11 protein-coding genes and 1 other annotated feature are annotated in these 13,027 nt (G+C 35.4%); all 11 genes read right to left on the reverse strand.

Features of this window, described 5'->3' with window-relative positions; all coding sequences use genetic code 11:
- Window positions 1–17: 17 nt before the first annotated feature.
- Window positions 18–1,040, reverse strand: a complete 1,023-nt coding sequence (gene pheS, locus HMPREF9333_RS02075; RefSeq protein WP_040882028.1) for a phenylalanine--tRNA ligase subunit alpha — start codon at window positions 1,038–1,040, stop codon at window positions 18–20.
- 105 nt (window positions 1,041–1,145) lie between these two features.
- Window positions 1,146–1,437 (reverse strand) — a binding site (T-box leader).
- 180 nt (window positions 1,438–1,617) lie between these two features.
- A complete protein-coding gene (locus HMPREF9333_RS02080; protein WP_156797230.1) occupies window positions 1,618–3,519 on the reverse strand; it encodes a Rossmann-fold NAD(P)-binding domain-containing protein in 1,902 nt (633 codons plus the stop codon).
- Between the two features lie 39 nt (window positions 3,520–3,558).
- The gene (locus tag HMPREF9333_RS02085) at window positions 3,559–6,555 is read right to left on the reverse strand and encodes a toll/interleukin-1 receptor domain-containing protein (RefSeq protein WP_005539435.1); all 2,997 of its coding nucleotides are present in this window, start codon (window positions 6,553–6,555) and stop codon (window positions 3,559–3,561) included.
- A 150-nt stretch (window positions 6,556–6,705) separates the two neighbouring features.
- Window positions 6,706–7,653 carry a TIGR03943 family putative permease subunit gene (locus HMPREF9333_RS02090; RefSeq protein WP_005539437.1) on the reverse strand — a complete coding sequence of 316 codons (948 nt, stop codon included), beginning with the start codon at window positions 7,651–7,653 and terminating at the stop codon, window positions 6,706–6,708.
- Between the two features lie 156 nt (window positions 7,654–7,809).
- Window positions 7,810–8,994 carry a CobW family GTP-binding protein gene (locus HMPREF9333_RS02095; protein WP_005539440.1) on the reverse strand — a complete coding sequence of 395 codons (1,185 nt, stop codon included), beginning with the start codon at window positions 8,992–8,994 and terminating at the stop codon, window positions 7,810–7,812.
- A 26-nt stretch (window positions 8,995–9,020) separates the two neighbouring features.
- Window positions 9,021–9,542, reverse strand: a complete 522-nt coding sequence (locus HMPREF9333_RS02100) for a Gx transporter family protein (RefSeq protein ID WP_005539442.1) — start codon at window positions 9,540–9,542, stop codon at window positions 9,021–9,023.
- 207 nt (window positions 9,543–9,749) lie between these two features.
- A complete protein-coding gene (locus HMPREF9333_RS02105) occupies window positions 9,750–10,133 on the reverse strand; it encodes an Asp23/Gls24 family envelope stress response protein (protein ID WP_005539444.1) in 384 nt (127 codons plus the stop codon).
- Between the two features lie 322 nt (window positions 10,134–10,455).
- On the reverse strand, window positions 10,456–10,938 hold the full coding sequence (rlmH, locus tag HMPREF9333_RS02110) for a 23S rRNA (pseudouridine(1915)-N(3))-methyltransferase RlmH (protein ID WP_005539445.1): 483 nt from the start codon (window positions 10,936–10,938) through the stop codon (window positions 10,456–10,458).
- Window positions 10,939–10,941: 3 nt separating this feature from the next.
- A complete protein-coding gene (locus HMPREF9333_RS02115; protein WP_005539446.1) occupies window positions 10,942–11,640 on the reverse strand; it encodes a response regulator transcription factor in 699 nt (232 codons plus the stop codon).
- A gap of 31 nt (window positions 11,641–11,671) precedes the next feature.
- A complete protein-coding gene (locus HMPREF9333_RS12105; protein ID WP_050798089.1) occupies window positions 11,672–12,517 on the reverse strand; it encodes a helix-hairpin-helix domain-containing protein in 846 nt (281 codons plus the stop codon).
- A 359-nt stretch (window positions 12,518–12,876) separates the two neighbouring features.
- Window positions 12,877–13,027, reverse strand: a 151-nt coding sequence (locus HMPREF9333_RS12455) for a tyrosine-type recombinase/integrase (RefSeq protein ID WP_156797249.1), incomplete at its 5' end; no start/stop codon positions are given.

Genomic DNA, 13,027 nt, shown 5'->3' on the forward strand with positions numbered 1-13,027 from the left:
GATAAATTCAGGTATATTTAATTAAACTGCTCAAGGAACCTTATATCATTTTCATACAGCAGTCTCATGTCATCTATTTCATATTTTAAAAGTGCAATCCTTTCAAGTCCCATACCGAAAGCAAAGCCTTGATACCTGCTCTTGTCAACATTACATTTGTCAAACACATTCGGATGCACCATACCGCAGCCAAGTATCTCTATCCATCCGCTTTTTTTACAGAACCTGCATCCCTTTCCCATACATTTAAAACAGCTTACATCCATCTCGGCACTAGGTTCTGTAAACGGGAAATGATGCGGTCTGAACTTAACTTTTATATCTTTTCCGAAAAGTTCCGTGGCAAATTTTTTAAGTGTGCCCTTAAGATCCGCAAAGGTTATTCCTCTGTCAACCACAAGTCCCTCAACCTGATGAAAGCACGGTGAATGTGTCGCATCTACGGCATCCGACCTGAAAACTCTTCCCGGTGATATCATCCTTATAGGAAATTCCCCTTTCTCCATAACCCTTGCCTGTACCGGCGAAGTCTGTGTCCTTAAAACTATATCCTTATTTATATAAAATGTATCTTGTTCATCCTTTGCAGGGTGGTTCTCCGGTATATTTAATTTTCCGAAATTGTATTCATCATATTCTATCTCAGGTCCGTCAACAACCTCATATCCCATACCTACAAATATTCTCTCTATCTGCTCATATGCTATTGAATTTGGATGCCTGTGTCCTATATCGGGAGCTCTTGCCGGAAGCGTAACATCTATCTCTTCAAATGCCATCTGCTCCTTACGCATACGCTTCGTAAGCTTATCTTTCATATCGCTTATATATTTTTCTATTTCAACCCTTGTATCATTTATATACTGACCCAGCTTCGGTCTTTCTTCATCGCTTGCATCCTTAAGGGTTTTCAGTAAGGTTGTGATTTCTCCTTTTTTACCGAGATAAGCCACTCTCATATCATTTAAAACATCAAGTGCATCAACACTGTTGATTTTTTCAAATGCTTCTTTTTTAAGTTTCTCAAGTTTTTCCTTCATAGTTTTTAGCATTCCTTTCATTTGTTTTATAAATATTCATATAAAAAGTATTTTAATGTAAACAGGAAAATTTCCCGTTAAACAAAAAAATTCCCGTCCAGTATAAACTGGGACGAGAATTAACCCGCGGTACCACCCGGCTTCCGTATTACCTGCCGACAGCTTCCGCAAACTTATATATTTTTATATATACAGTTTATAAACGGTATATCAGCCTACATAAAACGACACTTAAATACTTAACGTGTATAATACGCCGGAGCCTACTGCTACAACGGTTCAGCTTCGGAGCTTCGGTGTGAATTTCGTATATACAGACCGGGGCAGGGGATTTCCAGCATATCTCCCCCTCTCTGTGCCTGTCTGCAATACTACTATGCACCTTCACAGCTTTTTTATATGAAATTTCTACTATTCTAACCCCTTTAAGCGATAAAGTCAAATTATTCCTGCGATTCTTATAAAAAGTCTTTTAAAGCTTTTTAATAATTAAACTTATATTTTGGGGATAAAGCTGTAAAAAAGCTATTTGTATCCTGTAAAAAACCATATATATCTTTAAAATTATACAATCATATTATTTATTAAGCACGGCAATAAAATCATATATTACAGTATTGCGCTTTGATGATTTTAAAAACTTATCCCAATCTGTAATAAGGCAGTCATGCTTTAAAGCCTTCTCATCTTTTTTTTCACTATATGAGAAATTTCTAAGAAAATAAAAGTTACACCATCTCCTATGCTCAAGAGCCGCAAAATAATTCATCAAAGGATCTTTTTCTATGATATTAATCTGCTCATCTATATCCTTGTTTTTAATTACTTCCTCCCAACTTTCAAGCACTTTATCCACAGTAAGATCGGCAGGCAAAATCCCGGACTCGATAAAAAATTGTATAAGCTTATGCTTGGTGGAATTGTGAAATATCTGATTAAAAGAAGATTCCTTTTTTACCGTATTAAGCCCTTCCCACATACTTAAAGCAGAATCTTTCGGTTCATCATACCCCATTATCCTTGCAGCATTTATATTGTATCTGTAATTAAATTCTATAGCTTTTTCCTTGATCTCATTTTCAAGAACAAAACCCTTTCCAAGCACCTGACTTTCTTCCCCGAAAAGAGTTATATTGCTGTAATATTCATTTAATCTTTCGGCAAATATCTCGGCATTTTTCAGCTTTCTGGTTCTTACAGCTATATCAGTATCCGGAAGTATTCCCTTAAGCCTGTTTAAGACAATAATAACATTTTTATAATTATCAAGCGTAAAAATAATATTATTAATTTTATTTTTTGAATCAATATTAATAATTTCCTTATAAAAATCCCTGTGAAGCACATTTTCATTTATAAGTTCTATCTCTGCCATCTCTGAAATCTGTCTGTAATCGGCAATAAAATCGGAAAACTTCTCATTTATATTTTTATCCGCTATGGTTATTCTTAGCTTTTTATCAGGATTTACCACCATTATATTAAGACTTTGAATAAGCACCGCTCTGCCAAGCTTTCCAAATCCTATTATAAGTATATGCATTTGACCCAGATATGAACTTATCGCCTTAAGCGGAGCCTGTGAATTTAAAATTTCTTTTTCAATACTGAATTCAGAATTTATTTTTAAAGTCTGACTATCGTCAGATGACTCTGCATTCAGTCTTCTATAAGGACGGCAGCTTTTTTGAAGCAGCTCCTGCGCTATCCTTTCTTCAAAATTAAAAAAGTCAACATTCAGGTTATCCGCTTCATCAATATCGGATTCAATAATCTCCTTAATCTCATCAGTTTCATATCTCATAAGAATTTTATATTTATTTTTTCTTTCAGGCAGATATTTTATCAGAGATTTAAGTCTTCCGTAATTTTCCATCTCCGAATCAAAAAAAATAATATGCTTTGCTTTTTTTAATTTGAGCGATTTTATTTTTTCATACAGAGCGGAATTTTTAAAACCGTTTTTTACTATATAATTTTCAGCTTCAAAATTTAAATATTCAGTTTTTATTCCGATTTTTATAAGTTCTTCCTCATTATTTAAAAATTCAGAAGAATCAACTATAAGATAGCCTATCGCCCGGTTATCCTCTTTTATTATATTACCAAGCAGCTTCCTTGCATCCTCACTGTTGCCGAATACTATATAGTTATATGTTCCATATGACATAATCATCTGCTTAATTTTATAAAATACATTTCCGAATATTGAAAACAGCCCTATTAATGTAGCCAGCGGAGCAAGCCATTTTCCTATTTCAAATAAAACCGAATAATCCGCATCAATCGGTATTACAGGAGTAAATATAAAAAGTTTAATTGTACTGTAAAGAACCGCAAATACCAGCCTGTAACCTGAAAGAACCGGTTTATAATACATATATGAACCTATGGCACCGCATATTCCGCCCATAAATATACATATAGTCATTATCTCATTCTTGAATCTTATAAAAAAATCTAATATTCTTTTTTTCATAAATATTTTATCCATTCGTTTTTAAATAAATTATTATAATTATTTTGATTTTCCTATTTTTTCAAGTTCTTCATCAGAAAGTTCACGCCCTCTCAATATATTTTCAGCTTTCTTTTCAAGTTCTTCCATATTATAAAGCTTTTCAAGTCTTGAAACTCCTTTTGCAGAGGTATAAATTACACTTGATGAATCCCCTGCAAAAAATGCCCTTCCGAATGATTTTTTTTCTCCTGAAAAACTTTTTATAAATACTCCGGTTGTTACATCTGTAAGTACCGTATCTCCATTTGAAATACTGGTAAGCATATATTTTTTATCAGGAGATATTGAGTTATAATTTAAAGCACGATTCAGCAATCCCTGTCTTAAATTATTGGTTGAGGTGATTTTTTCGCCATCCTCCTTTGTCCATGTAAATATATCGTCATTCAGGGTTCCTATAACCTCCAGCCTTCCTGAGCTTTCATCTAATGCATAGGCTTCACCGTTAAGCTTATGCACTGTTTCTCCGGACTCTGCATTTATAATAAATGTATTCCTGTCGGATGTATTTATAGCCAGCCACTTATCATCATCACTCAGTATAATCGAGTCAATGCTTGAGTCGGCTCCCTCGTAGTCCTGTATCTTTTTGCCGTCCGATATATCAACCTTAGCAAATTCACCGTTTGAATAGGTTATATATGCAGATTTATTATCCTGTGCAAACTTTATATCATTAATCATAGTAAAATCATCAATGATAAAGTCTACCGCCTTGCTTTCCGAAATCACCTGTTTGGTTTGAGTATCTACAAATAATACTCCCAGATCTTTAAAATTACTTACCGCAATTGTTCCGGCATCATCTGAAACCGCATAAATAGTATAAAATATATCAAAGTCTTCAGGCATTGTAAGCTCGGCAGTTTCAGTTTTTTCCAAAGTATCATATATTGAAAGTTTAAGCCCGTTTTTAATAAGAGCATATCTGTAATTTCTGCTTTGAGCCATAAGCTCTCCGCTAAACTCTTCATACTCCGTATTCCCAAGCGTGCTTACAACTGAGATAGTGCCGTCAATATTTGAATTTATCAGATATTTCCCGTCCTCACTGAATTTCAGCCTTGCAGAAACCGAACTGTCAATACCTTTTATATACTTATATATTTCATTATCAGCCGTTGTATTAAAGGTTATATCTCTCCATACGCTTATGCTGCCGTCAGACCATGAACCTACAACCTCTTTTTGTGCCGGATTTATACTGAAATTATTTAAAGTTCCATATTTTCCTTTAAGTATTGCCTCTGTCTCGCCCGAATCGGCATTTAATACCGTTATATTTATTTTTGAACCTGCTCTGTTTTCTATATATAACAGCCCATCACTACATCTAATACTTCCTGCATAAAAACCGAGATCATACTCCTTATTATTTGAAGGGTCCGCAAGGTCCACCGCATATAATTTTGTTTCTAAAGTATAATAAAGTTTATCTCCTTTTTCATTATAAACCATATTTTTGAAACGGCTTGTTTCAGCACTTACAGGCGGTGCAATCTGTTTTTCCTCCATTGTATTAAGATCTATACCTGTAAGCGAACCGTCATCTAAAAGATAGGTTATATGAGCACCTGCATTTGAATGTGCCGCACGTACAAATTTATTGTTTGAATCAAATTTTTTGTTATATACAATTTCTTTCTTCTCAATATCCCATATATCTAAAAAGCTCTTATCCGTATAAGTGCTGAATCCAATCATGCATGTACTGTTTTTTGTCAATACGGTTTCCGAATACCTTGAATTTGAGGAGCTGCCTATCTCCTCCTGTGAGGAATTTGAAATATTATATTTTATTATCTTTCTGTCGATCGTAATTCCTATAACATTATCTGAATTTTCTTCACCCGTAACTGAAACAAAGAATTTATCCGATTCCAGTTTTTTATCAAACATTCCGTTTTCTATATTCCAAACCTCAATATCTCCCTCCTCTCCTATAACTGCCAATTTTTTGCCGCTGTCAACTATGGCAAACTGCGGACTTTCTCTGCCTATGTCAATTTCTGCAAACGCTGAATATGGTTCATTTACAACAGCTCTTGTAAGTATGGAATAATTTTCGGCATTTATATAGTCTATTGAATCCATTTTATTTGAAGCATATTCCATAGCTTTTTTAGCAATTAAAAGGGCAGAGATTTTATCACCGTTTTCTATCGATTTATCCGCATAGTTTTGTATCATAAGTGCCGTCTGCTGCTTTGCCGTCCTCTCAGACTTTAATGCACGCATATACATCATGATCATAAAGGTGGTAAATATCGACAGTGCCGTCATAGCAGCCGTACCTATTGCAAGTATGATCTTAAGTCTTCTTTCACGCCCTCTCTGCTTCAGGTCGCCATAAGTTATACCTGCCATTCCTGCCACTATTCTGTAAATTTCCTTCTGCTTAAGTATTTGCAGAGATTCTTTCTTTAATTCTTTAATTTCTTCCCTGTTTAAATATTCATATCCTTTAAAATCCGGAGATTTAACTTTAGACGGTCTTACATCTGCTGCAAGTATTTCACCGGCATTATTATCACTTAAAGGTTCGTCGTCTGTATCATTCAGATATTCCGCATCTATTACTTCATTTTTTTGTCTGCTCTTAAGCTGCTTTACAGGATCCGGAAAAGCTTCGTCCGGTTCACCCTCAACAAGAAGTGCAAGGACTTTATCATCGCCATGTATTTTTCTGAAAGTTTCTATTTCTTTTATACACCATGGTGAAAACTTTGTTCTCTTTGAGCATATCACTATAAGGTGTCTTGAATTATTCAGCCCCTCTATTATAGCACTTGAAAGATCTCCTGTAGTAAGCTCCTCTCTGTCTATAAATGACCTGCTTTTCCAGTCTATTCTTTTTGAGAGTTCCTTAGGCATTTTAAATGTTTCAAGGAGCTTGTGCAATTTTTGTGCTATATCAACATCAGGATCAAGATGCCTGTAACTTATAAATGCATCATATTTATATTCTTTTTTCTTTATTATATTATCAGACATTACTTTTTTCTCCAAACATATTTAATAAAATACAAATACGGTTCATTGCCTTTTCAGATTACACATACTTCTTTAAAAAAATTTTTTCCGGCTGTAAATAAACAAAAACAGCAAACATTCAGATTAAGACCATTTTTTAAGCTGCTTAATTTAAAATGCCACCACTTCATCTAAAGGACCTGTACGCACTATATCAAATGCATAAAGTACCGGACCTACTCTGCCGTACTGTTTATTATATTCACTTTTAAGTTTCGCCCTTACCTTAATCCAATCACGGTTTTTAAATGCATCCGCACCGTCATAGAAGCATATAAACCCTAAAAACTGCATATCCGCCTCACAGCATGTCATGCACTTTCTTCCTGCCACAAGACAGTTCTTCGGAAAACCCGGTACCCTTAAAACCTGTGCACTAAACTCAACATCTTTACCGTCATATCTTTCAGATCTGTCCATAGTATCAACAAAAAATATTCCGAAGTGTTCAGGTTTTACAGTGATTTTATCGCTGTCTATATCATAAGGAGTTTGTATACAAAAATCGCCTCTTATCTCTCCCTCCTCACCTTCAAATACTATCTCAGCCTCGGAAGCCATGGCTTTAAGTGCCAGATAGTATTCTCCAAGCTTTTCCTCCGATATATTATCTGCTCTGTTGCATATAACAAGCTCGGAATTTTTAAGCATAGGTCCCATAAACGGTTTCATATTTTTTAGATATAAATCCATAGTTGATGTATCAAATATACTTATAGTCTGATTTATAAACCATAAAGGCGGTATCTTAAGCTCATCCTGCATCCACATCCCGTTCCATTCTATAAGTATCCTCTCAGGAGAATATTTTTTTTCAAGTTCAAGAAGCTTCGGTATACTTATATTTTCTTTATCCTCTATATAAACTATATCTGTATTAAATTTTCCCAATACATCAGTATGGTAGTCTTCCTCACCTTCCTCACAAACTATAAGCAGGGTTGTTCCGTCCGTTTTAAAGTAATCCTGCTCCAATGTGAAATTAATAAACTTTGTTTTTCCCGCTTCTAAAAAGCCGTTTATTAAAAATACGGGAATCCTCTGTTCTTTATTATTCATCTTTAAATATCCCTCTTGCTGCAATTATATTTATATGTACTTTACCGGCTGAAAATTGCTGCAATATTCTTACAGTTACAATCCAGCCGGCCGGTTAATAATCATCAAATCAACTTTTAAATACTTCTTAAAGTCGCTTTAAACGTATCTTTAAGTTTAAGATTTAAATGCTTTTTCAAGTTTTTCAGTATTAAGTTTGGTTCCTATCACACAAACCTTTCCGGTATAGTCAGGCTCCCCGTTTCGTATAACAACTTCTCCGGGAACAAGATCAAAATAAATCCATTTATCGGAGTTTTTATCCCTTAACATACCTTTTGCTCTTAAAACTATACCGTAATCGCTGCCCTCCGCAAGCTCTTCAAGGATTTCTCTAAGTTTTCCCTCTTCCACCGGCGGCATCTGCTCACTTCCCCAACTGTCGAACACCTCATCTGCATGGTGATGGTGATGATGATGGTCATGACAGCCGCAAGTACAGCTTTCAGAGTGCTCATGCTCCTCATGGCTATGATGTTCATGTTCATGACTGTGGTGCTCATGCTCTCCATGGCCATGATGTTCATGTTCATGACTGTGGTGCTCATGCTCTCCATGGCCATGATGTTCATGTTCATGACTGTGGTGTTCATGCTCTCCGTGGCTATGATGTTCATGTTCATGACTGTGATGCTCATGTTCCTCATGACTATGAGAACTTTTAAGCTGAACCTCTCGCAAAAGCTCCTTTTCAAAATTCCCGTCAGTCTCAAGTATCTCAAACAGCTTTTTACTTGACAGTTCATTTACCGGAGTATCTATAATCTTTACATCAGGGTTGATTTTTCTTACTTCTTTTACCGACTCATCAATCTTTTCTCTATCCATAATATCGGTTCTGCTGAGTACTACAACCTTGGCATTTTCTATCTGGTTATTAAAAAACTCACCGAAATTCTTAGCATAAAGCCTTACCTTCTTAGCATCCACTATTGTAACCGCAGAGTTGTTCTCAAGTCCGGATTCTTCTGCCGCATCGGCTACCGCCTTTAATACGTCAGAGAGTTTTCCTACCCCGCTAGGTTCAATAATAACTCTGTCAGGGCGGTATTTATCAAGAATCTCCTTCAGATTTTTAGAAAAATCTCCTACCAGTGAGCAGCATATACATCCTGAATTCATCTCCCTTATGTCAATACCTGAATCCTTTAAAAATCCTCCGTCTATACCTACCTCACCGAATTCATTTTCAATAAGTACGGTCTTTTCATTATCAGGTCTTCCTTCAAGCAGCCTTTTTATAAATGTAGTCTTTCCGGCACCTAAAAATCCTGAAATTATATCAACCTTAGTTCTTCCCATAGCTATATTCCTTCCTCAAATTACATCTATTCTTCAAGTTTATATCCAAATACTTTTACAATCCTTTTTATTACCAATATGGCAATTATACCTATTACAAAGCCGCTTAATACCGCCGCCGTTATAAGATACGGAAGCAGAGAAAACACTCCTGCCGTCCCAACTATCACGGCTGCAAATACAAGCTGTGCCAGATTATGACTTATAGCACCTGCCACGCTTACAGCAGGCATACTCAGACTTGAAAATCTCTTTGCCGCAGCCATGATCACAAAACTTACCATACCTCCTGCTACTGAATACATCATAGTTGAAAGATTTGCAAAGGTAAATCCTATAAGCAGTATTCTTATAAGTGAAACCGTAAATGCCGCCCTTTCACCAAGAGTATACAGACATACTATTACTACAAGATTGGCAAGCCCAAGCTTTATCCCGGGTATACCCATAGGTATCGGTATCATAGTTTCAATAAAACTAAGAACCATGGCAAGTGCTATAAGCATACCATATAATGCTATATCCTTCGGCTCAAATTCCTTTTTCAAAACACCTCCATATTGTATAGAATTACGCATAAAAGGCAAAGGAAAACAGCAGCTTTATTTTATATAAAATAAAGCTATGTTTTCCCTCCTCCATTATACCATCAATATATCCCGGTATTATTATCTCTTATATCGCATGTAGCCATTTTTAACAAACTTTCCTTAAACAACTCATAAAACATATATGATATTATAATTTGCCGGTTTTTATGATTGTTTTGTATTAACACCGGCTATTTTCACATTGACTTCCACAACTGAAAGCCCTGTCATATTCTCTATTGCATTCTTTACTCTCTCCTGAACTTTTTCACTCACTTCCGGTATATCGGCATTGTAATTTATATTTAGTGCAAGATCAACCGACACATGCTTATTTGCAACTTCAACCTTTACTCCTCTTGAAAGGTTCCTCATACCCAGCTTGGCTATCAATTCATTGGTTATATTGCCTGCCATAGAGTTTACACCGTCAACTTCAGTTGCCGCAAGCCCTGCTATTACAGCGACTACCTCATCAGCTATTTTAACCTCACCCAATGCCTTATTATCACATGATAAACCGACTTTTACATCATCAATTTCTGCCATATAGCACCTCCTGGAATTTAAATATATACAGCTTCGGCATTGCCGGCTGCAGCAGAATTAAAAGCAGTGAAAAAGCCCTGCTTGCGGTCAAAAGGCTTATGCCCTACCGTATTTGATAAATATTTCCTTTAAAATAAAAGTATTATTATATTCAGATTCAAAACTGAATCACACCGTATTATAACAAAATATCTTTATTTTGCATAGATGACTTTTTTACATTATATCAGGCGATAACCGTTATTAATTATTTCCCCCAAGGCAAATATAATTAAACTTACATCTTTTATAATCCCTATAACTGCTTAATTAATAAGGCTCATTATTTATGATAGGGTTCATTATTTATTATCCTGAATGCACGGTATATCTGTTCGGCAAGTATTACCCTCATAAGCTGATGCGGAAAGGTCATATCTGAAAAGCTTAACCTGTAATCAGCCCTTTTAATTACATCTTTTGAAAGTCCTATTGAACCCCCTATAACAAAGCAAAGCCTGCCCCTGAGGCTGCATAGCCATTTTGAAATATTTTCCGCAAATCCGTATGAACAGGTTTTATTTCCGTCTATAACAAGTGCAACTACAAAATCATTGTCCCTTATCTTTTCAAGCAGCCTTAAGCCCTCAGCTGATAATATTTTATTGTTAAGAGCCTCAGATGCCTTTTCTGAGGTTTTTTCATCTTTTACTTCAAATACTTCGATATCGGCATATCTTGAAAGTCTCTTTTTATATTCGGCAAATGCCTCACGATAAAAGCTTTCTTTAATACTCCCGACTACTAAAAAGCATATATTGACCATATATTATCTTGCTCTAAAATAATAGCCTATTCCCCATTTTGTATGTACATACCTGGGTTCACTGGGGGAAGGTTCTATCTTTTCCCTAAGCCTTCTTACATGTACATCTACGGTTCTGACATCGCCGGTTTCGCCTGACTTTCCGCCCCATACCAGACTTAAAAGCTGTTCTCTGCTATATACCTTATTTGCATTGCCTGCAAGAAGTTCTAGTATGTCAAACTCCTTTGCAGTAAGGTTTATCTCTTTATCACCTATCATAACCCTGCGACTGTCAATATCTATCTGCATATCACCCTCTCTGATTATACTGCTTTCTTCATAGGCGGCATGCTGGCTTTTTTGATTTCTTCTCATAATAGCCTTTATACGAGCCTTAAGCTCAAGTATATTAAAGGGTTTTGTCATATAGTCATCGGCACCGTATTCAAGTCCAAGTATCTTATCCATATCGGTACCTTTTGCCGTAAGCATAATTATAGGCATCTGAGAAAACTCTCTTATCGCCTTACATACTTCAAAGCCTTCAATTTTGGGCAGCATAACATCAAGCAGCACTATATCATATTCATTTTCCCTTGCAAGCTTTAATCCTTCCTCACCGTCAAATGCAGCATCAACCTCCATGCCTTCCTGTTCGAGACTGAATTTAATACCCTTAACTATACCTTTTTCATCATCAACTATAAGTGCTCTGCTCATAATACCCTCAATTCTTTTAAGTTTTAAAAGTTCATTTTACACATATATCATCTTTTATTTTGTCAAATGCAGCCTGTTTTATACCGGGTACCTGCATTATATCCGAAATGTCATTAAAACTTCCATGTGTATTTCTGTATAAAATAATATCCCCTGCTCTGGTTTTCCCTATACCTTTAAGCCTCATAAGTTCCTCTTCACCGGCAGTATTAATATTTATTTTTCCGGCTGCTCTTCCTGTGTGCAAATCATTTCCGATTTTATTACCCTCTGATAAATCCGCAGCTTTAGAGTTCTCCGAAAGACCGTTCGCAAAGTTTTCTGAAAAATTTCCGTTTTTATAAAGCTCACCTGCTGCTGACATACTTGATGCCTCGGAATTATCAGGTATATAAACTCTCTCCCCGTCTGAAAGTATACCTGCAAGGTTTATACAGTCCTTTGCAGCTTCCTGCCTAAACCCCCCTGCCGCCCTAACCGCATCAATTACCCTTGAACCGCTTTCAAGCTCATATACATCAGGATTGTTTACACTTCCGCATATATGTACAAATATCTTTTTATTTTCAGACATGTCGGCATCATCTGTATCTTCTTTATCTGAATAAGCCTGAATTTGACTTACAGCAGTACCGGAAGATTTATTAAAACCTTCTGAAACTGTAAAATCGGATATATCGGCAGTATCCGCTGAATTTGTACTTGAAACTGCACCGTCCATTTTTATAAAATCATCATTATCATACTTTTTTATATCAATGCTGTCAGTTTTTTTGCAGCCATAGCATATAAAAGTACATAAAACACAAAATATAATAAAAACCAAATCCTTATTACTTAATTTAAATTTGTATTTATATTTTTTATTTTTTTCCATGATATTCCTTTCAAAATCCATATCCCATATATAGAAATCATCTTAATGAAATCTAATGCTGCTTAATGCATAATACATAAACAGTTAAACGGGATTTTTAAACTTTAAAGGATACCGTATAAGTCTGCACATATATATTTTACCAAATATATATGCAAATACAAGCCGAATATTATAATTTTATCCAAATAATATCCACTTTCCCATTCATCTTTTTATAAGTTCTTATATACCGATAAATCCCGTATTTACGTGCTTTATCGGTATTTTCTTTTATGGAAGATATGATATAAATTCTTAAAACTTCACTTATTTTGCTATTCAAAAGTAGTAAAATAGTAGTAATCCTAATACTTATATCACATAGCCAGCTTATTAAATTCCTCTTTTACAGTCTGTATGTTGGCGTGGGTATAGTAATCAAGTGTCATTGCTATACTTGCGTGTCCCATAAGATACTGTAAAGATTTGGGATTAAGCCCGGCACCCGCTAACTTAGTGCAGAATGTG

The sequence above is a fragment of the Johnsonella ignava ATCC 51276 genome, from assembly GCF_000235445.1.
Classification (GTDB): domain Bacteria; phylum Bacillota; class Clostridia; order Lachnospirales; family Lachnospiraceae; genus Johnsonella; species Johnsonella ignava.

Excerpts from the sequence above, each read along its gene's own strand:
- HMPREF9333_RS02080 (WP_156797230.1), bottom strand. The coding sequence starts at position 3,519 with ATGAAAAAAAGAATATTAGATTTTTTTATAAGATTCAAGAATGAGATA.
- HMPREF9333_RS02115 (WP_005539446.1), bottom strand. The coding sequence starts at position 11,640 with ATGAGCAGAGCACTTATAGTTGATGATGAAAAAGGTATAGTTAAGGGT.
- HMPREF9333_RS02085 (WP_005539435.1), bottom strand. The coding sequence starts at position 6,555 with ATGTCTGATAATATAATAAAGAAAAAAGAATATAAATATGATGCATTT.
- HMPREF9333_RS12105 (WP_050798089.1), bottom strand. The coding sequence starts at position 12,517 with ATGGAAAAAAATAAAAAATATAAATACAAATTTAAATTAAGTAATAAG.
- rlmH (WP_005539445.1), bottom strand. The coding sequence starts at position 10,938 with ATGGTCAATATATGCTTTTTAGTAGTCGGGAGTATTAAAGAAAGCTTT.
- HMPREF9333_RS02095 (WP_005539440.1), bottom strand. The coding sequence starts at position 8,994 with ATGGGAAGAACTAAGGTTGATATAATTTCAGGATTTTTAGGTGCCGGA.
- HMPREF9333_RS02105 (WP_005539444.1), bottom strand. The coding sequence starts at position 10,133 with ATGGCAGAAATTGATGATGTAAAAGTCGGTTTATCATGTGATAATAAG.
- pheS (WP_040882028.1), bottom strand. The coding sequence starts at position 1,040 with ATGAAGGAAAAACTTGAGAAACTTAAAAAAGAAGCATTTGAAAAAATC.
- HMPREF9333_RS02090 (WP_005539437.1), bottom strand. The coding sequence starts at position 7,653 with ATGAATAATAAAGAACAGAGGATTCCCGTATTTTTAATAAACGGCTTT.